19 protein-coding genes are annotated in these 25,654 nt (G+C 43.8%); all 19 read left to right on the top strand.

Translation table 11 applies throughout. The features are described 5' to 3' along the window. Positions 1-29 precede the first annotated feature (29 nt). Entirely contained in the window at positions 30-1,223 is a 1,194-nt protein-coding gene (locus AB4114_RS02740) for an alpha/beta hydrolase family protein (protein WP_441986999.1), read from the top strand. A gap of 121 nt (positions 1,224-1,344) precedes the next feature. Then, positions 1,345-2,907, top strand: coding sequence for an extracellular solute-binding protein (locus AB4114_RS02735; RefSeq protein WP_441986998.1), 1,563 nt, complete (start codon positions 1,345-1,347; stop codon positions 2,905-2,907). An 89-nt stretch (positions 2,908-2,996) separates the two neighbouring features. Continuing rightward, a complete protein-coding gene (locus tag AB4114_RS02730) occupies positions 2,997-5,372 on the top strand; it encodes a glycosyl hydrolase family 95 catalytic domain-containing protein (protein ID WP_441986997.1) in 2,376 nt (791 codons plus the stop codon). 3 nt (positions 5,373-5,375) lie between these two features. Next, positions 5,376-6,392 carry a response regulator transcription factor gene (locus AB4114_RS02725; RefSeq protein ID WP_441986996.1) on the top strand — a complete coding sequence of 339 codons (1,017 nt, stop codon included), beginning with the start codon at positions 5,376-5,378 and terminating at the stop codon, positions 6,390-6,392. Further along, positions 6,389-8,188 (top strand): sensor histidine kinase, encoded by a 1,800-nt coding sequence (locus AB4114_RS02720; RefSeq protein WP_441986995.1) that lies wholly within the window; start codon positions 6,389-6,391, stop codon positions 8,186-8,188. Before AB4114_RS02725 ends, AB4114_RS02720 begins: the two co-directional genes overlap by 4 nt. Positions 8,189-8,202: 14 nt before the next feature. Then, a complete protein-coding gene (locus AB4114_RS02715) occupies positions 8,203-9,159 on the top strand; it encodes an ABC transporter permease (protein WP_441986994.1) in 957 nt (318 codons plus the stop codon). 67 nt (positions 9,160-9,226) lie between these two features. After that, positions 9,227-10,054 carry a carbohydrate ABC transporter permease gene (locus AB4114_RS02710; protein ID WP_441987055.1) on the top strand — a complete coding sequence of 276 codons (828 nt, stop codon included), beginning with the start codon at positions 9,227-9,229 and terminating at the stop codon, positions 10,052-10,054. Between the two features lie 174 nt (positions 10,055-10,228). After that, positions 10,229-11,254: a response regulator transcription factor gene (locus tag AB4114_RS02705; RefSeq protein WP_441986993.1), complete on the top strand. Its 1,026-nt coding sequence runs from the start codon at positions 10,229-10,231 to the stop codon at positions 11,252-11,254. Next, positions 11,254-13,062 (top strand): cache domain-containing sensor histidine kinase, encoded by a 1,809-nt coding sequence (locus AB4114_RS02700; RefSeq protein ID WP_441986992.1) that lies wholly within the window; start codon positions 11,254-11,256, stop codon positions 13,060-13,062. The genes AB4114_RS02705 and AB4114_RS02700 overlap by 1 nt, the downstream gene beginning before the upstream one ends. 184 nt (positions 13,063-13,246) lie before the next feature. Then, positions 13,247-14,212: an ABC transporter permease gene (locus tag AB4114_RS02695; protein WP_441986991.1), complete on the top strand. Its 966-nt coding sequence runs from the start codon at positions 13,247-13,249 to the stop codon at positions 14,210-14,212. A 20-nt stretch (positions 14,213-14,232) separates the two neighbouring features. Next, a complete protein-coding gene (locus AB4114_RS02690; protein WP_441987054.1) occupies positions 14,233-15,129 on the top strand; it encodes a carbohydrate ABC transporter permease in 897 nt (298 codons plus the stop codon). Between the two features lie 34 nt (positions 15,130-15,163). Continuing rightward, positions 15,164-16,813: an ABC transporter substrate-binding protein gene (locus AB4114_RS02685; RefSeq protein WP_441986990.1), complete on the top strand. Its 1,650-nt coding sequence runs from the start codon at positions 15,164-15,166 to the stop codon at positions 16,811-16,813. Positions 16,814-16,936: 123 nt separating this feature from the next. Continuing rightward, positions 16,937-17,287 carry a hypothetical protein gene (locus AB4114_RS02680; RefSeq protein WP_441986989.1) on the top strand — a complete coding sequence of 117 codons (351 nt, stop codon included), beginning with the start codon at positions 16,937-16,939 and terminating at the stop codon, positions 17,285-17,287. Positions 17,288-17,294: 7 nt separating this feature from the next. Beyond that, positions 17,295-17,768 (top strand): helix-turn-helix domain-containing protein, encoded by a 474-nt coding sequence (locus AB4114_RS02675; RefSeq protein ID WP_441986988.1) that lies wholly within the window; start codon positions 17,295-17,297, stop codon positions 17,766-17,768. A gap of 350 nt (positions 17,769-18,118) precedes the next feature. Further along, the gene (locus AB4114_RS02670) at positions 18,119-19,456 is read left to right on the top strand and encodes an ABC transporter substrate-binding protein (protein WP_441986987.1); all 1,338 of its coding nucleotides are present in this window, start codon (positions 18,119-18,121) and stop codon (positions 19,454-19,456) included. Positions 19,457-19,667: 211 nt separating this feature from the next. Beyond that, on the top strand, positions 19,668-20,786 hold the full coding sequence (locus AB4114_RS02665) for an ABC transporter ATP-binding protein (protein WP_441986986.1): 1,119 nt from the start codon (positions 19,668-19,670) through the stop codon (positions 20,784-20,786). Between the two features lie 20 nt (positions 20,787-20,806). Next, positions 20,807-23,782, top strand: coding sequence for an extracellular solute-binding protein (locus tag AB4114_RS02660; protein WP_441986985.1), 2,976 nt, complete (start codon positions 20,807-20,809; stop codon positions 23,780-23,782). After that, positions 23,769-24,746, top strand: coding sequence for a carbohydrate ABC transporter permease (locus AB4114_RS02655; RefSeq protein WP_441986984.1), 978 nt, complete (start codon positions 23,769-23,771; stop codon positions 24,744-24,746). The genes AB4114_RS02660 and AB4114_RS02655 overlap by 14 nt, the downstream gene beginning before the upstream one ends. After that, complete coding sequence (locus AB4114_RS02650) at positions 24,743-25,648, top strand: carbohydrate ABC transporter permease (protein ID WP_441986983.1); 906 nt, start codon at positions 24,743-24,745, stop codon at positions 25,646-25,648. The genes AB4114_RS02655 and AB4114_RS02650 overlap by 4 nt, the downstream gene beginning before the upstream one ends. Positions 25,649-25,654: the final 6 nt, after the last annotated feature.

The following is a 25,654-nucleotide window of genomic DNA, read 5'->3' as shown; positions in this document are numbered from 1 at the left end:
AATACGAAGCGAAGGAGAGAAGATATCAAGTGGAAAACGAACATCAAAACCGGGAAAACAATCATCCGCCTCTGCCATGGAACCTGGAATCACTGTATCAAGCGACACAAGCAGTATCCGTTCCTGAAATGGATGATGATCAAATCAAAGCCATTATGTACGAGGCATTGCCTTACCAAGGTAAGCAAACACGCGTATTTGCCTATTATGGGATACCTGATGCTGCATTAGGAGCCAAGGTCCCTGGCGTAGTTCTCGTTCATGGAGGCGGGGGGACCGCTTTCAAAGAATGGGTACAGCTGTGGAACGACCGCGGGTATGCAGCCATCGCCATGGATCTGGAAGGGCATATCGCTACGTCCAAGACTACGGAAGGTGTATGGCCAGAACACACATGGAGCGGACCCTCTCGGCAAGGTGAATTTGCAGATTATGCAAGCCCCGTGGAGGATCAGTGGATGTTCCACGCCGTTGCGAATGTCATTCTGGCGCATTCCTTTCTGCGTTCCTTTGAAAACGTGGCTAGCGATCAAATTGGTTTGCACGGGATTTCGTGGGGAGGGATCGTGGCCGGTATTGTCGCAGGCGTGGACGAACGGTTTTCTTATGCCATTCCAGTCTATGGCTGTGGCTATTTGTTCGAAGCAACCAATAAGTATGGACAAAGCTTTCAGCAAATGCCGCCTGAGTATGCTAAGAAGATTAAGCAATTGTGGGATCCTTCGGCGTATTTCGATCGCATTACGATTCCCATGCTATGGGTGAATTGGAGTCATGATCCTCATTTTCCGCTTCACTTATTTAGTAAATCGTATCAAGCGTCACGCAAGGGGAGCGTGGACTCAAGCCTTAGCATTCATTTCGGATTGAGACACTCGCATGCGGCGGGATGGAAAGCACCAGAGATTTATGCCTTTGCTGATCACATAACGAAGGGTGGTCACGCACTGCCACAGATTCTACGTGAAAAAGTGAACGTGGGGGAAGTAATCGTCGTATTTAGATCAGAGCTTCCCATTGTGAAGGCCGAGCTGCGATATGCAACACAGATATCAGACTGGTTTGAGATTGAATGGCTTACGAAGGAAGCACACATCGAATGGGGTCCAAATGAAATTCGAGCACTACTTGAGGAAAATACGTCTGCATGTTTCATTCAAATCACGGATGAACGCGGTTATATCGTGAGTACACCAGTGCATGTCTTTGGGCACCAGGGTTAGTCACTTTTTATAAATAAACACAAGATCAGTGTAAAAAAATACATGCCCTTCGGTTATTTGGAAGATTAAGATAGGAATAACCAAGTGTAACTTGAGTTAATCTTGAAATAGAGGTGGGTATGTGAAACAAATATGGGGTAAGGTATGGCTTGGTGTTTTGGCGATCAGCGTAATTTCAGGATGCAGCAGTGAAGTTACACAGAAGAGCAGTGAAGAGACTGCAAAGGTGAATGAAAAGCTAAAATTTTCAATGTCGATAACGACATCTGGGAATAAATATGCCGAGAAGTCAGCAGATGTCAATAAAGAAAAGTGGGTGATGAAGCTCGAGGAATTGACCAAAGCGGACTTAGACCTTCGGATGATCCCACTCAAAGATTTTGATTCCAAAATGTCCTTGATGTTTTCATCCAATGATATTCCTGATGTTGTGCAAAATGTTGGAGGCGCTACCACAAAAGGTATGGCTGGCTCGGTGGAAGCCGGTGTGTTCATGCCGCTTGATGACCTGCTCAAACAATATGCACCGAATATTATGAAAGCGGTACCGAAGGAAGCATGGCAAGAAACGAGCTTCAACGGAAAAATATACGGAATACCTTCTTGGTTATCCAATCCATCTAGGCGTGCGACATTCATTCGAGCTGATCTGCTTGCCCAAACAGGTCTGCCCGCACCCAAGACAGTTGATGATTTCTTGAATGTCATGCGTGCTTTTAAAAAGATAGGAGTTGAAAATCCCTATCAATTGCGTGAAAACTTCAAATATGCGGATACCATACTGGGAGCGTATGATGTCCTTCCCTCTCAATTCGAAGTACAGGGAGACCAAGTGGTTCCGAAATTTTTTGATGTAGAAAATATGTCAAAAGCACTTCAAGCGTACAAAGCGATGTTCGATGAAGGATTAATTCCGAAGGATTTTGCGTCCATTTCCTCTACGGACTACGGCAAAAACATTGACGCCGGCAAGGTCGGGATGTGGTCGGCCAACGCGGCTGGATTATCCAATTACCGCAACAAAGTCAAGACGGCAGTTCCGACTGCCCAAATTGACATTATTCCTTCTCCGCGTGGACCTGAGAATTGGGGAGGTCACATGCTGTATTCAAGTATTAACACATCTTACTACTTGAATAGTAAGCTATCGAAGGATAAAGCGATTAAAATCATTCAATTCTTTGAATGGATGACGACACCGGAAGCTGAGAAATATTTCTCTTTCGGCATTGAAGGCGAAACGTACACCATGGAGAATGGCAAAGTGAAGTTTACGCCGCCAACCAAACCAGAAGAGATCGACGAAGACGGATTCCGGGGCATGTTCTGGTTCGTCCATGATGCGAAATACAACAAGGCAAGAGAAGAATTGACGCCGGAAGGTCGAGATATGATTCAGTATTTGGATACGGTTGTTTCCAAAGAAGGTCTAGGATCGGTTCGTTTTGTACCAGGACTTGAATCTTTCTCCAGGTATCCGGATTTAGCGCCACTAGGCGATGATGTTGGTCCTAAACAGATCATTGACCATATGATCAAAATGATCTATGGCAAAGAGCCGATAACAGACTGGCCGAAAGTGATTGAAGAATACAAGAGCAAAGGCGGAAACGAGATTCTTAAAGAAGCAAATGACCGTTATAAAAAAGGCTCAGGTGTGATCGTTTCAAGTAATCGGAAATAGCTGCCAACGTGCATGATGGAAAGTATTTGTTTGGTTTTCCAAGCAAATACTTTTCCTTCTTTATGCACAATGACTAGGAGGATACATCAATGAACACGAAAAATCTCATCTCAATGAACTATACAGCTTCTTGGTGGCGTTCTTTATGGCGGGAAGCATTGCCTTCTGGTAACGGTAGGATTGGAGCGGCTGTCTACGGTGGGGTTCACGAAGAGACGGTTCTTTTGAACCACGAAGACTTATGGTGGAACGGTGTTACGATGCCGCTGCCGGATGTGAGTGATCGATTGGGAGAGGTAAGACGCTTGCTGAATGAAGGTCAGGCTCCGGAATCAGACAAAGTGCTTTCAGATGCGCTGAAAGATCAGGGTTACCAACCCAAACTGGCGTCCCCTCTGCCACTGGGGGATTTTAAGATATTCATGCCCCTTCGCCGAGCATTCCGCTCCTATAAAAGAACGCTTCAAATGGAGACCGGGGAGGTGTCGGTTAGCTGGACAGATGGGGATACCCGTTATGAGAGGAGGTTGTTTGTATCCCGAACTGCGGATGCCGTCGTCATCGATATTCGTAAATGGGGACCGCAATCGATTGAAGCGCAGTTACGCATGCAGCTTCATGATAAAAGAGATTTTCGCAAGTCAGGTATTGTGTTCCCCGAAGGCGAAGACATGCAATCTACAGGTAATACCATTTATTATGCCGCACAACATCCGGACGGGAATGATTTCGGAGGCGTAGCCCGCGTCATCCATCAGGGAGGACATACAAGTTCAGGACAGGTTGGCTTAACCGTGAAGAATGCGGAGTCGGTCTTCGTCATCATTAAGTTATTTACTCGGGGAAATAGGGAAAATGAATGGCGCAGATTGGATGAAGAGATGAACAAGCTTCCACTTTGCTATGATACCTTGCTTTCAGATCACGTGCTTGAACACGGCCGCTTATTTCAGGCGATGGCGTTTGACTTAGCAGCAGATGGGCGAGAGTTATCCAACGAAGAGTTGCTGATGCAAGCCTATCAAGGGGAAGCACCAGATGCTCTAGTTGAGAAAATGTGGGCATATGGTCGTTACTTGCTAATATCAAGTTCTCGTGCGGAGGGGCAGCCTTGCCATTTATACGGCTTATGGTTCGGCGATTATGACGCTGTTTGGGCATTTCACATGGTCAATGAAAACCTTCAGATGATGTATTGGCAGGCATTGTCGGGCAACATGACAGAGCTGTTACTTGCCGTCTTTAACTATATGGAAAAGCTCATGGATGATTTCCGAGTCAATGCCAGACAGTTGTATGGCTGTCGCGGAATCTTTATCCCCGCTCCTAGCGTACCGGGCTCAGGGCTGTTAAAGCATACGTCCCCGCATATTATTCACTGGACAGGTGGAGCGGGGTGGGTCAGTCAACATTATTATGATTACTACCTGCATACGGGAGATTTGGCATTTCTACAAGAGCGGGCGCTGCCGTTTATGCGGGAGGCTGCTTTGTTCTATGAAGACTTTTTTACGATGGATGATGATGGATACTGGATGAGTTCCCCTTCTAATTCACCGGAAAATACACCGGGAAATTATTGGAAGGGTCCTGGCAGCTCAATGGGAACAACGATGAATGCGACGATGGACTTTGCCATTGCCAAGGAGCTTCTGACACACCTCATCGAAGGGGCCCAGACAACTGGGATGTATCTGGAAGACATTTCGACATGGCGGCAAATGCTTGAACGAATCCCACCGTATCAACTAACGGAAGATGGCGCCGTTAGAGAATGGATGCATCCTTATTTTGAGGAAAATGATCATCACCGCCATGAATCGCATGTATACCCTGTATTTCCCGGAACTGAGGTAACGCGTGAGAGCGATCCTATTCTTTACAAAGCTTTCGTCACGTCCATTGAGAAACGCTTAGGCTTAGGATTGAAAGAGCAATCAGGCTGGTCGCTGGCGCATATGGCGAACAATTATGCGCGAATGGGTCAAGGCGATTCGGCACTCGAATGTCTGGAGACATTAACCCGATCCTGTGTCATGAACAATCTAATTACCCTGCATAATGACTGGCGCGGTATGGGAATTGGTGTTGACATGGAGTGGGCTCCCGTGCAGATCGATGCCAACATGGGATGGACATCTGCCATCCAAGAGATGCTGCTCTTCTCAATTCCCGGTGAGCTGCATATTTTACCTGCGCTGCCTGCCCGTTGGAGAAAAGGAAAAGCGGGTCCACTGCTAGCGCGTGGCGGAGTCGAGTGCACGTTAGAGTGGGATGTGTCTGAATGTAGGCTCGACATCATGCTCCGCTCTACACAAGGCTGCAAACCAATAGATCTTTTATTGCCTGACTCAGCTGTTGGACTAAGAGGCAGCACTGACACATTTAGACTGAAGCTGAGGCAAGTTTCGATCTCGGAGGCTCCGCTTCATTTATCAGTCATACTTAGGCGTGTGGAGGATTGAAGGATGAAAGTACTGATTGTGGATGATGAACCGATAATTCGCAGCGGGATGATGAAGATGGCCCAACAATACACGCAACCATTTCAAACGATTGAGACGGCGAATAACGGACTCGAGGCAATCGATCGGTTTAGCCATTTTGAGCCGGACCTACTCATCACCGATATACGTATGCCCAAAATGGATGGATTAGAGCTCTGTCGCATCCTGCACAATAGTCATCCTAATTTGCTTAAGGTCGTGATTTCCGGCTATAACGATTTTGAGTATGCACAGAAATGCTTGTCTTACGGGGTAAAGCACTATTTGTTGAAACCTGTTACACCGCCTGATTTGCACGATATATTCGATCAGATTCTCAAGCTCCATGCGCAAAGTTGTATATCCATTTCAGGGTACGTAGAGTGGATTGAACGGATAAAAGGGAGTATCTGGTCGCTGCAGATGGATGAAATGACCAGACTCATGACGGAGTGGCGAGAACGTTGCAGCTTGTTAACTATCAATCAATTGAAATATCAATTAGATGATGTATTGCATCTATTGGACAACTATTTTCAAGAAAAGAAACAATTTAGCATGCCAGGTTTGCAAGATCCGCTAAAGGCTTCGACGCGAGAGGATCTGTATATCTTGTTTGAGTGTCGCATGAGAGCGTTGATGAAAGAACTACAATGTTCACGGCAGGGTAATTACAAGGATCCAATGGAAGAAGCGAAGCTCTACATCGATACGCGATTATCTGTTGAGATCACGCTAGCAGAGGTGGCGGATTTGATCGGGGTTTCTCCATCCTATTTCAGTACGTTATTTAGAAGGATGACGGGCGAAACGTTTGTCAGCTATCGGATGAATAAAAGGATGGAGAAAGCGAAGGACATGCTCGCCATTCCCCATATGCGAACGTTTGATATCGCCATTGAAGTAGGTTATGAAGACTACCCGCATTTTACCAAAACCTTTAAGAAAATTTATGGGGTGTCCCCGTCGGAATACCGTAATTCCATAGGAATTAAATGAAAAATTTCAATTTATATCAGAAGTTGTTTCTATCTTACCTCGTCGTCATTTTAATATCTTTAACTAGCGTAGGTTACTTCTCGTACAAAGCCTCTTCGCGTGAGTTGGAACAAATTGTTGAGAAGCAGTTGACTCAAGTCGTAGGTAATGCGGTGTATCACACTGACTATTATATTCGCGCATATGAGCGCTCCATGGTGTCTTTGCTCAGCAATAACGATGTTAAACGATTCATTGATCTGCCAGAAGGGGAAATCGGATATCCGTATTACGAACTTCGTAAACTTGTCAAAGAAGTAGGCATCGAACCTATTTTTATAAGAAATCCGGAAATTACTGATATCTTCTTAATGAATTTCAACGGTAACGCCATGTATGTTTACAATGGGATTAACGCGGGTTCGTTCACAAAGGAGCAAATACAACAGCAGCTAGACTTTTTCCAACATAATACGACGACGAATGGCAGCTTGGTTGTACTGAATCATAGTATTTTACCGGAGCAAGCCAATCAGACACTGACGCTCGTTCGCCGTATCCGCGGGCTTTCTTCTACAGAACTTAAGGGTATTCTCGCCATTGAGCTGAAAGMATCAGAGCTTTCTGAGTTATGGAAGGGCATCGATTTAGAGAGCGATGGTTATTTCTTTATCACCGACGGTAATGGGAACTATGTTTATCATCCAAATGCTGCGCAGATCGGCAAGGGGATGCCGGAAGCGATTCATCAACAGGTTATAGAAGCGGGTACTCACGCATTCACCTCTAAGATTGATGGGAAATCACGTATGTTCATGAGCCGTCGTTCCCAATATGGCAATTGGCGGCTTGTTGTCTCCATGTCCGTCGATGAATTGCATAGACCAACCGACACGATACGGACTACAACGATTATTGTCGGAGGGTTTACACTCATTCTCGCTTTATGGCTTGCCATCAGGTTTGGTAAGTCGATCACAGGCCCGATTCGCAAACTAAAAAGCGCGATGCGTGAAACGGAGAAAGGAAAGTGGGTCATTCTGCCGCTTCCCAATCACCGAGATGAAATTGTAGAGCTGATTAATCGCTATAATCTGATGGTTAGTCGACTCGCAGAGCTTGTTGATGAAGTATATCAAGCCGAGCTAAGGGATCAGGAAAATCGCATTGAGCGTCAGAAAGCTGAGTTTCAATCGCTGCAGCTTCAAATTAATCCCCACTTTTTGTATAACACGCTAGAAACGATCGTATGCTATGCGGTTATTAAAGATAGTAAGGAAATCTATGAGATCGTGAAGGCAATGGCGTATATGCTTCGCTATTCTGTACAGACTCATTTGGAAGAAATCACAGTAGCCAATGAACTTAAACATGTTCTGCACTACTTACTCGTGATGAAACACCGGATCGGACGAGAGTTTGATATGGAAGTGGACATCGATCCGACGTATTTGCTTCGTCATATGGTGCGGCTGACACTTCAGCCGTTAGTGGAGAATACGTTTCAGCATGCTTTTCCAGACGGTGTGGAGGACCACCATGCTATTCGTGTTCACGCGGGCGAAGATAATTCAATTTTTTGGATTAGTGTAGAAGATAACGGCGTAGGGATTGCAGAAGCAAGACTGCAAGAGCTGCGGGAGAAGCTTAATGAGAACCGGCTTGCAGAAAGCGGCTCGACGAAAGGGATCGGCGGCATAGGTATCTTAAATGTGCATCGTCGGATTCAAATGGTGTTTGGTGAGCAGTATGGGTTGCAGATTGTAAGCGAGATAGGCCAAGGCACGAAGATCATTATGTTGATGCCAAAAAAATGAAGGGAGCTAATCGTATGGCTTCGAAAACGGACATCTCTGCAGAAAAACAGTTCCAGTTTGCGAATGCTCGATCTCAGTGGGCATTTATTCAGAAATATTGGCCCTTGTATATGCTTTCAATTCCTGGGCTCCTGTATTTTGCAGTGTTTAAGTATATCCCCTTATTCGGTTCCTCCATTGCGTTTCAAAATTATAATATATTCAAGGGGATATCGGGCAGTCCTTGGGTTGGTTGGGTACATTTCAAACGGTTATTTACGTATCCAGAGTTTCTGATCATTTTGAAAAACACACTGTTAATCGGTATGTATGACCTTATATTTGCTTTCCCCGTACCTATTATTCTGGCCTTATTACTGAATGAAATTCGGTTCAACGGATATAAGAGATTGGTACAAACGATTATTTACATGCCGCACTTCCTGTCATGGGTCATTGTCGGCGGAATCATTATAGGATTGCTTTCCCCGACAACAGGAATTGTAAATCAAGTATTAGGTTGGTTAGGTGTGGAGTCTATTTATTTTATGGGTGAGAGCAGTTACATTCGATCTATTCTAATTGGTTCTGGTATCTGGAAAGACAGCGGTTGGGGTACCATTATATATCTTGCTGCAATTGCTGGCATTAACCCAGATTTGTATGAAGCAGCTGAGATCGATGGAGCGGGCAGGTTCCGTCAGGTGATGTCGATAACTTTACCATCTATTTTCCCGACGATTACTATATTGCTACTGCTGCAAATCGGGCATTTTATGGACTTCGGTTTTGAACGTGTGTATTTATTCCTGAATCCTCTGAACAGCGAAAATGGAGAAATTCTGGATACCTATGTGTATCGAGCAGGGTTGGTCGATCGTCAATATAGCTTCACCACCGCGATTGGACTATTTAAATCATTTGTTGGTTTAGCATTGATTATTGTTGGCAATACGCTGAGTAAAAGAACAACAGGAGAGAGTCTATACTAACGCTAGTCAAAAGGAGGTAACCGATGTGATTTCTACAACCAGCCAGCGAGCATTTCAGGTAATTAACATGATTTTGCTGTTAATGATCGGGCTTACCATGCTTCTTCCACTTCTGCATGTGATTGCTCAATCCTTCAGCGACGCTGTCGCAATCAATAGTAGAAAGGTCAGCCTATGGCCGGTAGGATTCACGCTTGAGAATTATCATATGATTCTGAAGGATTCTACCATCTGGATGGCATTTCGCAATAGTGTAACGATTACCGTTCTCGGAACGTTCATTAATCTAGCGGCAACAGCAAGTTTAGCGTATCCGTTATCCCGTTCGGAATACGTATTTCGGAAACCTGCATTGGTTTTTGTGTTGATAACGATGATTTTCCATGCACCATTGATTCCGAATTATTTGCTTTTGAAAAATCTGCATATGCTTAATTCACTTTGGGTATTAATGATTCCATCCGCGATTAGCGCTTTTAACCTGTTCGTTATGCGTTCTTTTTTTATCCATCTTCCCATTGAGCTGTTGGATTCAGCCCGTATTGATGGATGTGGTGAGCTTCGCATGATCTGGAAAGTCGTACTGCCACTGTCGAAACCGGTCATGGCAACAATGGGGATTATGTATGCGGTATCGAATTGGAATATGTATTCACAAGCCCTCTATTATATTGACAAGCGCTCGCTGATTACGCTGCAAGTACGGTTACGGGAGATTGTTATTACGGATAATATGGGATCATCGGATACAACCTCAGACTTGATGCTCTTGGTCTCACCCGAAGGGCTGAAAATGGCCGTTATCGTCGTTGCTACAATACCGATCATGTTGGTGTATCCGTTCTTGCAAAAGCATTTTATGAAGGGCATGATGGTTGGGTCCATTAAATCGTAGGTGGGTTGAGGAAGGCATATAGTAAAAAAACAAATAGGATCGTAAAATAACATAATACATGAGTATGACTATGAGGCGTATAGTGTAGAAAAAAGTTACTCTTATGAATTAGCACTGTGGTAAAATGTTCACAAGGATTTTTTTAACCCAGCTCAAAAAGGGAGTGCTTGCGAAATGAAACATATCCTCATTGTAGATGACGAACCGATGGTTCGGATGGGGCTGGCCCAGCTTGTCAGGCAGTGCAGCCCTTTATTTCGCACGGTCGTCGCAGCGAATGGGGTAGAGGCTCTCGAGCAAATCAACAAGCAACGTCCGGATATGATGCTAACGGATATACGGATGCCAAAGATGGACGGTCTGGAATTGTGCAAACAGGTTCTGGAGATGAATTTGACTGTTCCTATTGTAGTCATATCAGGTTATGATGATTTTTCCTATGCCCAAAAGTGTCTTACCTACGGGGTCAAAGAGTACTTGTTGAAACCGCTTACAGAACATGAATTATATCCCGTTCTGAACAAACTCTTATTGCAGCAGGATCATTCTGTCCCGATCTCCTTTCTCAAAGTGGAGGAGTGGCTGGAACGTGTGGAGTCAACGATCTGGTCTGCGGATTTGGATGCGCTGAATGGTCTCATGGATGATTGGAAACATGGGGATATCATCCATGGGATTCAAGCCCAACAATTGGAGCAGATTATTGCGGACGGGTTAAAGATATTAATTAAAAAGCTAAATGCTCACGGTTTGGTCACTTTTACGACCCATTCATCGCCAGCTCAGCTGAATACCATTCCAGAGGCTATTGCTTACTTGCAAACGGAATTAGTCCATTTATATAATCAACTATTCCACTGGCGAGGCGGTAATCAGAAAAGCCTGTTCGAGGAAGCGAAAACATACATTGACAATAACATTTCCGAGGAACTCAGTTTGGAAGAAGTTGCTGAGAAAATGGGACTTGCACCAACGTACTTCAGCTATATCTTTAAAAAAATGACGAATGAAACGTTTGTCCAGTATCGTATGAAGAAAAGAATCGAAATGGCCAAAAAACTTCTTGAAATACCTCATTATAAAGTCGTGGACGTGGGTGTGACCATTGGTTATCAAAACTATCCGTATTTCACCAAAATATTTAAAAAGATGACCGGCTGTACGCCGAGCGAATACCGAAATAAGCTGGGGATTAAATAATGAGATCCAGTTTGGCTGTTAGAATGTTCGCTTATTTCGTGATTGTCATCGTCATTTCTTCATCCATCGTCGGCTTCGTACTCTACATGCAGTCTTCCAAAGAGGTAGATAAGCAAACCAATGAGCTATTAACGCAAATTGTGGATAACGCGATGAATCATACGGATATGTATTTAATGAAGTATGATCGTGCCACATTGTCGATGCTGACTTCGACGAACGTGAAGGATTTTTTGAACCTGAACAACGATAACTTTATTTCGTATTTTTTGTCGATCAGACCCATTAAAGAGAAGGTCATACAGCCCCTTTTCATTAATAATCCTGAAATCAGTATGGTTTATTTGCTCGGATATAATGGACTGAGCATTTATGACCATAACTCGGGAACGACCGACTTTACGGAGTCCGTGCTTTTGGATAATCTGGAATTATTGAAGGAGTCTACGAACCCAGACGGTAAATTGACGATAATGGACTGGAGTTTTCTGAATGGCAGACTCGCCGTAACCCGCAAAATATCCGATCGTCAGACATCGAAAGTATTCAAGGGAATCCTTGGTATTGAGTTAAATATCGAAGAACTTACAACGTTATGGAAGGGTATACGCTTGGGGGAGACGGGCTACTTTTACATTGTTAACGACAACGGTAAAATTGTGTACCACCCAAAAACCGAAATGATCGGGACGCACCTGGATGATAAGCTGTTGACGAAGTTAAAAGAAAACCAAAATCGCATTTTTGATTATAAGGACGAGGTAGAACGCGTACATTTCAACCGTAGATCTGATTATTCAGGTCTGACACTAGTCGCTTCTTTGCCTGTAGATGAACTCAGAGCTCCTGTTTTAAATATTAGAAATACCACGCTCATTACTTGTGTCATTGCACTAATGATTGCCCTATTTCTTGCGTATCGTTTCGGACATTCAATCATCCGACCTATTAAAATGCTGGAAAGTGGGATGCGCAGGACGGAAAAGGGCGACTGGACGCATGTCCCGATCAGCGGTAGGACAGATGAGATGGACCGCCTGACGGTTAGCTACAATATGATGGTTACTAGATTGCAGGAGCTGATGGAGCAAGTTTATGCAGAGGAGCTGAAGAATAAGGAATATCTGCTTAAAAGGCAGGTTGCTGAATTCCAAGCCTTACAGCTGCAGATCAACCCCCACTTTCTATACAATACGTTGGAAACGATTGTCTGTTATGCCGTCGTTCAAGATTCTCAAGAGATCAAGGAAATAGTTCGATCGCTTTCTTACATGCTTCGTTACTCGATAAGAGCTGACTTGGAGGAAATTACGGTAGCCAATGAACTAAAGCACGTTCTGCATTTTATGAACATTATGAATTATCGATTAGGTCAAACGTTTGAAGTTGAAGTCTTAGTCCCGCCAGAGCTATTGTTGAAAAAAATGGTGCGCCTTACTCTGCAGCCGTTGGTCGAGAATGTGTTTAAGCACGCTTTTCCAGATGGGATCGAGAGTCATCATAAGATAAGCATCGATGCCTTCATTGAAAACGATGATTTCGTCGTGACCGTAACTGACAATGGTGAGGGTATAACGACTGAGAGGCTAATTGAGCTACAAACAAAGCTAACTGGACAGGAGCGGCAAACATTGCCAGAACGCGGAGAACGGGATGGGGGGATCGGCTTGGTGAACGTACACAGTCGAATTCAAATCGTATTCGGAGATAAGCATGGACTCTCGATCTCGAGCAATGCGGGTGGCACTGGTGCAAAGATTACACTTCGAATGCCGAGTCGGAACGGCGAAATGACCTTAACATCCTGAGTTTATAGCGCTTAAGAGAAATAATGGTACGGTTGCACTCTGCAGCACGATCATTATTTCTTTTTTTGCATATGAAAGAAGGCTAATACCATAAATAAGTTGAATAAGTTCTTAAAAAACTAGTATGCTGCCCCTTCATCTAAAAACTATCATTAAAATAGCAATAGAGAGGAGGGGGTTTGAATTGGAAATCGTCAGGGAAATTTCAAGCATACGTAGGAAGAAGAGATCTAATGTCGCGAGTAAGCTTTTCCTCAACATAAAAAAAGTGCCACAGTTGTACTTATTAGCTGTGCTGCCCATTGTTTACATTCTAATATTTAAATACATTCCGATGTACGGTGCAGTGATTGCCTTTCAGGATTATGTGCCTCATAAAGGATTTTTCGGGAGCAATTGGGTAGGGTTAAAGCATTTTAAGAACTTTTTTGACTCCTATGAATTCTGGAATGTCATTAAGAATACGCTGGGGCTTAGTTTTTATAGTGTATTGGCAGGATTTCCGTTTCCTATCTTCTTGGCACTTTGTTTAAACTATGTTAGCCGTTCTTCTGTTAGAAAGACTGTGCAGATGATTACTTACGCCCCGCATTTCATTTCGATGGTCGTGATGATGGGCATTATCATTCAACTTCTTGATCCCAAAACAGGCATTGTCAATATGATTATTGCACAAATAGGATTTGAAAAGGTGGACTTCTTTGGAAATCCAGACAACTTTAAGTCACTTTATGTGTGGTCTGGCATTTGGCAGCATGCAGGCTTTGGCTGTATCATATATTTATCAGCTTTAGCTGCTATCGATCCATCGCTGCATGAGGCGGCTGTGATGGACGGGGCAAGTAAAGTCCAAAGAATGTGGCATGTGGATATTCCCGGGATTTTACCGGTTGCAATAGTAATGATGATCCTAAGTGTGGGGAACTTGATGGATGTTGGCTTTGAAAAGGTTTTATTAATGCAAAACCCGCTCAATTTGAGCACATCCGAAGTGATTGATACTTATGTGTATAAGGTCGGACTTCTCTCAACTGGAATCAAGTATTCCTACGCTTCAGCGATCGGATTATTCACCTCCGTCATTAATCTGATACTACTGTTTATGGTTAACAAAGCAGCCAAAACATTAGGGAAAACGAGCCTATGGTAGTGAGAGACGCAAAGAATAGGATGAAGTCGACCCGAATTCAAGAACCAAGAGGCGATCAAGTATTTAATATCTTTAATTATACGATGCTTTGTCTTTTTACACTTTCAGTCTTATACCCGCTTATCTATGTGCTTAGTGCTTCCTTAAGTTCAACAACTGCTGTCATTTCAGGGAAGGTATGGCTGTGGCCTGTTGATATTTCATTCCTGGGTTATGAAGCGGTATTCAAGGACAATCGGATCTGGGTGGGGTTTGCCAATTCGATGTACTATGCGGTAGTCGGAACGATCTTCAATGTGATTATGACGCTTATTGCGGCTTATCCGTTGTCCCGTAAAGATTTTTATATTCGAAAAGCGGTGATGGCACTATTCGTTTTCACCATGTTGTTTAGCGGGGGACTAATTCCTAATTACCTCCTGATTAAGGAGTTAGGCTTGATAGATACCCGATGGGCGCTGATTATCCCAGGTGTCATGAGTGTCATGAGTGTCATTATCGCAAGAACGTATTTTCAAACGACGATTCCAGACGAGTTGTTAGAAGCGGCGCTTTTGGACGGATGCAGTGATACTCAATTTTTAATAAAAATCGTCGTGCCATTATCTGGTCCTATTATCGCTGTACTTTCCTTGTTTTACGCGGTAGGGCATTGGAATACGTATTTTGCAGCTCTCCTTTATTTGAAATCACCGGATCTGTTTCCGCTTCAAATCATCTTGCGTGATGTTTTAGTGAAAAATACATTCGATGAGGAAGTCATTACGGATGTCGTTGGTACAGCACAGCGAGAAGGAATGAGAGAACTTCTGAAGTATTCATTAATTGTCATTTCTACAATTCCAGTTCTACTTGTGTATCCATTTATCCAACGACATTTTGTAAAAGGCATGATGATTGGCTCCTTAAAGGGATAACCATACATTCATATTTAAAATGGGGGAATTACAAATGCCAGGAAAGAGATTGTGGGGTTCCGCTTTATGCTTATTCTTAAGTGCAACTGTCGTATTAAGTGGCTGTAGTAAAATAGGTGAAAATACTTCGGAGGCATCCAAGCAACCTACAGATATACAGAACGTAGTGTTAAATCCGCCGGGTGTTTTTCCAATAACCAAAGAGAAAACAACGCTCAAAGTGATGACGCGAACGAATCCGGCTGTAGAGAACTTTGCAACTAACGCGTTTACCAAATGGCTGGAAGAGAAAACAAATGTTCATATCGAATGGGAAGTTGCAAGCGATCCAAAGCAGAAGCTGAATATCTCCTTAGCAAGCGGAGACTATCCGGATGTTTATCTTGGATTCAACATCGATCAAATTCAATTGGCGCTTTACGGTAAAGACGGTGTGTTTATCCCACTTAACAATCTAATCGATAAATATGGCGTTGAATCCAAAAAAATGTTTACTTCATTCCCATTTACGAAAGAACTCTCTACTTCACCAGATGGCTACATTTACGGTTTACCGTCTGTAAACGAGTGCTTTCACTGCACGCAACCTACCAAATTATGGATTAATCAGAAGTGGCTCGATGCGGTTGGCATGAAGATACCAACAACGACAGAGGAGTTTTATCAAGTATTGAAAGCGTTTAAGGAAAAAGACCCGAATGGCAACAATAAAGCGGATGAAATCCCGTTTATCGGAGCCAACATTGCTAACTCATACATTGATACGTTCCTCTTGCAAGCATTTATTGACAGCGACCGCAACATGCAGTTCATGAAAGACGGTAAAATTAACGCGGCTTTTACGCAGCCGGAATACAAGGAAGGGCTTAAATATATCAACAAGTTGTTTAAAGAAGGTTTGGTTGATCCACAATCGTTAACTCAGGATCGGAATCAATTAAGGAAACTGGGTGAAAATCCAGGTAATGTTATCTTGGGTGTAGTTGCAGCACAACATCCGACAGTTTTCAACGTATTAGAAGGAACGCGTTGGAAGGATTACGTTGCGATTCCACCATTAAAAGGACCAAATGGCGTCCAAGCATCCAAATACATTCCTCAAAGTATCACATGGGGATCTTATGTAATTACGAATAAAGCCAAGAATCCGGAAGTTGCGATGCGTTTGGCTGATTTCCTATATACCGAGGAAGCCACCAATCGCGCCATACTTGGCAGACCGGACATCGAATGGAAAGTGGCTAGCCCGAATGAGATCGGTATCAATGGTAAGCCTGCCAAGTATACGTTAATTGGCAATACTGCTCCAGGAGCGAAGAATACGACCTGGGGTCAAGTGGGTCCTTCCTTGCGTACGAATGAATGGCGTTTAGCACAGACAGCCGATCCGAAAAATCCGCTGGAAGATATTCTGTATAAAGAAACGTTGAACAAATACGAGCCCTATAAACCGGACCCTAAAAAAATGATTCCAACCTTAAGCTTCACAAACGAACAGACCGATGAGATTGCCAATATCAGCAAAACAATTGATGACTATCGCAAAGAGTCGACAGCGAGAATGATTATCGGTGATTTGGATATTGATAAAAAATGGGATGAATATTTGAAAAATTTGGAAAATATGAAATTGCCGAGATACCTGGAAATCTTTCAACAAGCGTACGATGCAAAGAAGAAATAAGAAATAACATGAACCTTTGGGGGAATTGAAGGGGAAGATGCTCCGCCTGCCTTGTGTCAGGTGGGGCTTTCTTCATTCATACATCTCGGAGCGCAATCCTATGCGATAAAGGAAGTGGAAGCTGTGCAAATAACAAACTATTTGTTGAATCATAAGCTTTCCGATTTAAGGGTGAAATTGCTATATGCGAAGCTTTCCGAATGTACGCAGGGCTGGAAGCATGTCAGTTTTATTCCCGCTTTCAATAAATTTTACTATATTTGCGAAGGCGATGGATGGATCCAATTAGACGACAAGCGGTATCAGCCGAAATCGGGGCAATTGTTCTTTGCTCCAGCAGGTGTCTTACAATCATTCTCCGTAACTAACGCCCCCCCCGTTTACCATGTACTGGTGCCATTTCACTTCCAATATCAATTTCAATCAACTCTTCCGATCGATTGGTATCCCGAATATTATCACTGTGGAGAATAGTTCTCGCTTGTTGGGTTATTTTGAGGAGTTGATCGTCAACCGAAGTCATGATGGGCTGACATCCTCCATTAAAATCCAGGCAGCTTTGCTTGAAATGATAGCAATGTATATCGACCAAGGATTGAGAGGAACAAATGTGAATACGAAGTTTTCATCTGTGAACAAATTGGTTGACACAATCAAATACATTGATGAGAACTTAGACAAAGAAATGACCATTCATGAATTGTCGCAAACGGTGCATTTTCATCCCAATTATTTCATTCGATTTTTTAAAACACATTTTGGAGTACCACCTATGCGGTACATCTATGATCGAAGGATGGAGAAGGCCAAAGAATTACTCGTGTACTCCTCCTATTCGGTTACCGAAGTGGCGAATATGACAGGCTTTCAAGATGGCTCTTATTTCTCAACATCCTTTAAAAAACATATGGGCATGTCACCCTCCGATTTTCGTCAGGTTAATAATGGCAGATAGCTGCTACCTTAAAAAAAGACATAGTTGTATAAGTGTGAATAATGAAGAATGGATCTCGCGATAGTATTATTGGGACATAAAGATCATTTGCTCCTTCTTTTGAAGGGAGGGGAGGTTAAGGAATGCAATAATGAAGGTGGAATTGTTCCATGGGTCAGACATAGGCTCACCTCATTTATATTGCCATTCATGAAAGCGTTACAAAATTGGAAGCTTACAAAAGGGGAGTTCGTAAGATAGGCAGGCTGAGGGGCAGTGTTGGCAATACGCCAGTGAATAACTGTCTAATCGAAATCCGCGTGTTGGGAGATCAACTAAAACTATCATACTTGGAGAGAGAGTGATTTCTTTTGAAAAAAACGGTTCGTACCATTCTTACCTTGAGCACAGTTCTATTCGTTGCTGCAGGATGTAGTAAAACTGCAACACCTGCAGCAACTACTCCAGCAGCTTCAACTGTCGCAACTACTGCGCCAGTAGAAATTAAAAAAGATCCTGTCACTGTGAAAATTGCGACTTCCAATGTTATGTTCTCCGAAGAAAATTTTAAAAGGTTTATCTCAGAACCGGTTAAAAAGAAGTATCCATTCATTACTGTGGAACGAATCAACACATCTGACAAAGGTAATAGCGTAACAGAATTGCTAGCCGCCGGTGTTACACCGGATATCGTTGGATATTATCCAGGGAGTATGGGTACTCTTAATGAGCTTCAGTTAGCCACGAACATCGAAGATTTGATAAAAAAATATAATTTTGATATAAACCGCGTTGCTACGGAAGTTATTGATACCGTAAAAGTTGCTAGCAATCAAACCTATCTTGTCGGACTTCCTTCTTACAATACTTCGTTTGCCTTATATTATAACAAAGACTTGTTTGACAAATTCGGCGTATCCTACCCGAAAGATGGTATGACATGGGATCAAGTCAACGAATTGAGTGTCAAATTAACCCGCATGGATAGTGGTGTTCAATACCGTGGATTATATGCTGATTACTTGTACAGAGGAGCTAGACAGATTGGATTGCCAGCTGTTGATTTTAACACCAAAAAATCCTTGTTAAGTTCCGATCCGTGGAAGCAGCTATTCCAATACTGGGCCAATTTGTATAGTACGCCAGGGTTAATGGAAGGCAATTATAAAACAGTCGTTGCTGCTGCCAACCAGAAGTCTTTTACTTCAGGTGAATTGGGTATGATTGCTGCAGATAGTGGTTTTGCTAACTCGTTGATCAAAACGCCTGGAGTCAACTGGGATATCGTAACATATCCGACGAATCCGAAGGCGCCAGGAATTAGCCAACGCGTGGACGGTCCTGTGCTTAATATTACCTCCACGAGTAAAAACAAAGACGCTGCTTTCCTCGTGCTAGAAACAGTTCTGTCGGATGAGGTACAGATGGATATGTCGAAGAGCCTTGTAACGCCTGTTCTCAAAGATTCAAAAGTTAGAGAAGCTTATGGAACAGGAATTGCGGAGTTAAAGACTAAAAATATGGCTGCCATTAACAAGAACAAATTGGCTGTTATTGCGCCTTTTAAGTATATGAATGAAGCGAATATCGATAAAATTACAAATACTGCTTTCCAAGCTATTATTAATAAAGAGAAAGATATCAATACAGCTTTGCGTGAAGCTGATGATGCTCTAAATAAACTTATCGAAACCAGTCAGCCGAAATAATAAAAAATGGATGAGCTACCCCCTCAAGCAGTCAAGTAGAACCTGTTGAAAAAGATCGTCCTAATCTAGCAATTCGGCTAGCTGACGGGCGGTTTTTTGTTTGTGAACACGTGAGTTGGATTCGAAACCTTCACACGAAATTCACACAGCTTCCTTTACAATATAAGTAAACAGATGAAAATTGTCATTTCCGAAAGGAAGGGAAGTACCGATGGCGCGCATTTTATTTAATCACGTTTTTAAGAGATACGGAAAAGATCGGTTTCCGGTAGTTAATGATTTTAACTTGGAGATTCATGACTCTGAGTTTATGGTTTTTGTTGGTCCGTCAGGTTGTGGGAAATCGACAACATTGCGAATGGTAGCGGGCCTTGAGGACATCAGCAAGGGTGAAATTTACATCGACGATCGGTTGATAAACGATCTGCCGCCGAAGGACCGCGATATTGCGATGGTGTTCCAGAACTATGCCCTTTATCCGAATATGTCGGTGTATGAAAATATTGCCTTCGGTCTTCGATTGCGAAAAATGCCAAAGCACGAAATTGACCTAAGCGTCAAAAAAGCATCGCGTGTTCTGGAAATCGAACCGTTCTTAGATCGCAAGCCGAAAATGCTTTCCGGAGGCCAACGCCAACGGGTTGCACTCGGTCGGGCGATTGTGCGGGAGCCACAGGTGTTCCTAATGGATGAGCCGTTGTCCAATCTTGATGCAAAGCTCCGCGTACAGATGCGGACGGAAATCATTAAGCTGCATAAGCAACTTGGTGTAACAACCATTTATGTCACCCATGATCAGACTGAAGCGATGACCATGGGCAATCGGATCGTTGTGATGAAGGATGGCCTTATTCAACAAGTGGATACACCCGAACGAATTTATAACAGCCCGGCCAATACGTTCGTAGCGGGATTTATCGGATCTCCGCCAATGAACTTTATCGAAGGTCGACTGGAAGAACACGAAGGACGTCTCGAATTCCATACGAACCGATTTGCTCTTGAAATACCGGAGGGTAAGGCAGCTGCGCTGCGTGAGAGATATTTAGTCAACAAAGTGGTTTTACTCGGAATTCGACCGGAAAATGCAAGTGTGGATCCGATTATGTCGGCAGCTTTTCCGAAAGCGATTATTCCAGGCATACACCTGCTCAGCGAGCTCATGGGTGCGGATCGGTTTCTATACCTGGATATCGGAGGGAAATCAAACCTGATTGTTCGGGTTAATCCGCGAAACATGTACGATGAAGATATGAAAATTGAGGTATCAGTCGATATGAACAAGATCCTGTTTTTTGATAGGGATTCAGGGATTCGATTAATTGATTGACCGCGAAGGGGGATGAACAGATGAGCAGGAAACTAAATGTGCGCCGAAGTGCGGCAGTTCTCATGCTGGCGTCGGTTCTTCTCGTTTCTACCGATGTTCCGTCCTGGAACGGACAGGTATTTGCGGCGGAAGGACAGTCGAAGCCGACATCAAAGTCCGATAGCAATTCGAGCCTTATTGTGAATGATCTAGGGGCGTACTATCAGGAAGTGTTGGACGGCTGGCGAGCAAAAGGTTATAAAGACGGAACGCAGCAGATTACGGTGCAGGGCGCGGATATTAAGGCTCAATCCGACAACAAGCTGGCACAAGCAGGCGCGTACGAAGGAAAGCCAAACGTATTGGTTTGGAGAAGCGATAAGGACAATTGGATCGAATATCAAGTTGATGTGCCAGAGGATGGCTTATATGAAATGTCCATGTCGTATCATCCGTTGAAAGCTCAGGAAGGTGAAATTACCAGCAAACGAGCGATCGTATTATCCGTTCAATTGGATGGAAGTTTTCCATTTCGCGAAGCCCGATCCATAGCGTTTCACCGTAAGTTCAAAGATGAATTCCCGCTGAAGAAGGATGTAAACGGTGACAATATCCGTCCACGTCCGATCGAGCTGAATGAGTGGATGACAGAATCTTTCGAAGATACTTCAAGCGCTTACGCTGATCCGTTCCAATGGTACTTAGGCAAAGGTAAGCATACCCTACGGCTTTCAGGCTCCGAACCTGTTGCCATAGAATCCATTGCCATTAAGCCGCAGACAGCCCTATTGGATTATGCACAAGTATCAGCGAAATATCCGCAAGGTGAGACCAAAGGGAACCTGCAGGTCATCCAAGCGGAAGAAGCTGCTTGGAAAGACGATGTTGCCATTGGAATCGATTCCGTTCAAGAACCGTTTATGACGCCTAAAGCCAATGGTGACATTATCTTCAACTCCATTGGCGGTACGAAATGGCAGAATGGCGGACAAACAATCGGATGGACGATTGAAGTGCCGGAAAGCGGCCGCTATCAAATCGCAGGACGGACTTACCAAGGATTCAGCTCCAATATGTCCGTTTTTCGTAGCATTACGATCGACGGTAAAGTTCCTTTTAAAGAGATGCAGAACTACGCATTCCCTTTTTCCACCTATTGGAAGGGTACTGTTTTGGGTGACTCAAAAGGCAAGCCTTACGATTTTTACTTGGAAAAAGGGAAGCATACGTTAACAATGACTGCGACGATTGCACCATTTCAACCGGTCATTCTTCTAGGTGAGCAAGCTATTAATAAACTAAGGCAAGTGGATGAAGAAATTCGGGCCCTTACCGGCGGGAATATAGATAAGGATCGGACGTGGAAAATCGAACAAGATTTTCCGGAAATTCTTAAGCAAGTGGAAGATGCCAAGGAGCAGCTTAACAAAATGGCCGAAGCCATGCTTGCTGCTAATGGCCGTAGGGACAATTCGCTCCAAACCATTGAAACAGCAGCAATCGATTTGACAGACTATTTAAAATATCCCGATGAGATTACCTACCATATGGCCGATATTTCTAGTCTGATCGATCGGGTTAGCGCGATTCGTGAAACTTTGATCAAGTCGCCACTGCAACTGGATCAACTCTACATTGTGCCATCGGGATCTCCTCTACCCAAAATGGAAGCGAACTTGTGGCAGAAGATGAACGGAATGATTCATAACTTTTTTTATTCGTTTATCAAAAAGGATGATATCAATCAAGTAGATGATGGCACTCTGAATGTGTGGGTAAATCGTGGGCGGGACTATGTCAACCTGCTTCAGGAACTGACGGATGAGATGTTTACACCAGAAACCGGAATTAAAGTGAAGGTGAATTTGCTTCCGAGTGAGAATTTGCTCATTTATGCGAACGCAGCAGGGTTATCACCCGATATCGCGCTAGGTCAACCGCAGGATAAATCAATTGATTTTGCCATGCGTAACGCACTGCTTGATCTAAGTTCGTTTCCTGACTTCGACAAGGTTGCAAAGGACTTCGCGCCTGGAGCACTTCTTCCTTTCTATTATAACAAAGGGTATTATGCTTTACCGGAAACACAGTCGTACAAGGTTCTTTTTTATCGCAAGGATATTTTGAATAGGCTAAATGTGAAGGTGCCAGATACTTGGAACGATGTGTATGATATGCTGCCAACGCTTCAGCAGAATGGGTATAACTTCTACCTGACTCCAACCGATTATCTTCCTTTCTTCTATCAGAACAATGCGGACTTCTATACGAAGGATGGTATGAAGACAGCTTTGAGTACACCAGAAGCGATTAAGGGCTTTAAGCAGTGGACGGATTTATTCAATATTTACGATTTTGAAAAATCAGTACCTAGCTTCTTCCAGCACTTCCGCCAAGGCGATATGCCAATCGGAATTGCGGATTACAACACTTATATTACATTAGCAGCTGCAGCTCCAGAGCTTACCGGTTGGTGGGGCATCGCTCCGGTTCCTGGTGTTAAGCAGTCAGACGGCATCGTAAGCCGTTGGGCGGCAGGCGGCCAAACGACCGGCTTTATTTACAAAAGCTCGAAGCATAAAGAAGAATCATGGAAGTATCTGAAGTGGCTGCTCTCCGCAGAGGTTCAGGAGCGATATGGCTCTGACTTGGAATCGTTCAACGGGATTTCGTTCCGTTGGAACACAGCTAATATCAAGGCGTTTACGCATTTGCCATGGCCGAAGGAAGACATGAATGTCATTCTGGAGCAGTGGAAGTGGTATCGGGAGCAGGCCAACCTTCCAGGTTCTTATATGCTAACCCGTGAATTAAACAACGCATGGAACCGAACCGTTGTTGATGGCATGAACGCCCGGGAATCATTGGAAGAAGCCATCCTGAATATCGACCGTGAGATGGTGCGCAAAGAGCAGGAATTCGGCTTCGTCGATGGGAATGGGAAGGTGCTTCACACATTGGATCTGCCTCAGATAACAAAACCGTGGGAAGGGGTGAACCCGTATGTCACAAAGTGAACCAAGATTGATGAATGTAGGAACGACCCGAACAAGCGAAACGCTTGGAGTTCGGACGAAGCGCTTCATTAAGCTCGTTTGGTCATACCGGCTCTCCTACGTGTTTATAGCACCTTTTGCATTATGTTTCATCGCATTTATTTTCGTCCCCGTCGTACTTGCGGTTCTGCTCAGCTTTACTTACTTTAATGCGATCGAGCCGCCTCGGTTTATCGGCTGGAGCAATTTTCAATATTTGCTTTCCCAAGATATCGTGTTTCTCAAATATGCTTTGCCAAATACGATCAAATTTGCACTAATCGTTGGGCCTGGTGGCTATATAGCTGCTTTCATGCTGGCCTGGATTATCTCCCAGCTCCCAGGCTATGCACGTACCTGGTATGCACTTGCTATGTATACACCATCGCTGACTGCGGGAATTGCGATGAGTATTTTCTGGCTGCCGCTTCTAAACGGCGACCGAATCGGTTATTTGAACTCGTTCCTGCTCAAATTCGGATTCATCAATAGTCCGATGCTATGGGTAACCGATAAAGCCTACTTAATGGGCTCAATGATTGCTGTAACGCTTTGGGCTAGTATGGGCGTTGGATTTCTAGCCATGCTGGCAGGCTTGCTCGGAGTAAACCGAGAGCTGTATGAGGCAGGGCGTCTGGACGGTATTAAGAGCCGATTGCAGGAAATATGGTATATTACGATTCCTTCAATGAAACCACAGATGCTATTTAGTGCAGTCATGGCGATAGTTGGTACGTTCAAAGCCGGTGCGATCGGAAACGAGCTATCCGGGGTATTTCCAACCCCTCAGTATTCCGGTACGGTGCTAATCAGTCATATTACCGATTATGGGGAAATTCGTTTCGAAATGGGATACGCGTCCGCAATTTCCGTATTCCTGCTGGTTATGATGTATATGTCTAACAGGCTCGGCATTCGTCTGTTCGGCTCTAAGGGGGATGAATGATGGCTGCAATTAAACGAATATGGCATCGTGTAACCACTTTCGGTGAGTTGCAAGGAGTAGGCGGTACAGACGGTTTCCAGAGAATGCTATACGTACTGTTAACGTTGCTTTCCCTCTTTATGCTAATGCCAATCGCTTTCATCTTTATGAATTCCCTTAAGCCGTTAAGTGAATTGTTCATTTATCCTCCGCCGATTTTCGTGAGACAGCCTACACTGCAAAATTTTATTGAGCTTTTTGCAGTGACAAGTGCCTCCGTAGTTCCGGTGACTAGATATTTATTTAACAGTGTTGTGGTTGCTGCTCTTACGGTTATTGGAGTCGTAGTAGTCAGTGCGCTATGCGCGTATCCGATTTCTAAGCATAAGTTCCCTGGGCACAAAGTGTTCTTTGCCATCATACTTCTCTCACTCATGTTTGCTCCGGAAACTGTTCATATCCCGCAGTATTTGGTCATTACCCGTCTTCATATCATGAACACGTACTGGGGACATATCTTGCCTCATATTGCAGCACCTGTCAGTGTTTTCTTAATGAAGCAATTCATTGATCAGGTACCGGATGAGCTTCTGGAAGCGAGTAAGATCGATGGTGCACGGGAATGGACTGTTTTCATGAAAGTGGTCATGCCGATCTGTATGCCTGCCGTCGCCACTGTGGCCATTCTTGCTTTTCAAAGCACATGGTCTAATGTGAATACGTCAGCGCTGTATATGCAGGATGAAGCGATGAAGACATTTCCGTTCTTCCTGTCTACCTTGGTCAACACTACGGCCAACTCTGTAGCCAGACAAGGAGCAAATGCTGCTGCAGCCTTAATTCTATTTTTACCGAATTTAATCATTTTCCTGATTTTCCAACGGAAAGTAATCGCGACTATGGCGCATTCCGGTATAAAATGACAAACG

The organism is Paenibacillus sp. 2RAB27, from assembly GCF_052115445.1.
In the GTDB taxonomy this organism is placed as follows: Bacteria; Bacillota; Bacilli; order Paenibacillales; family NBRC-103111; genus Paenibacillus_E.
This window is presented reverse-complemented; position numbering and strand designations above follow the sequence as displayed.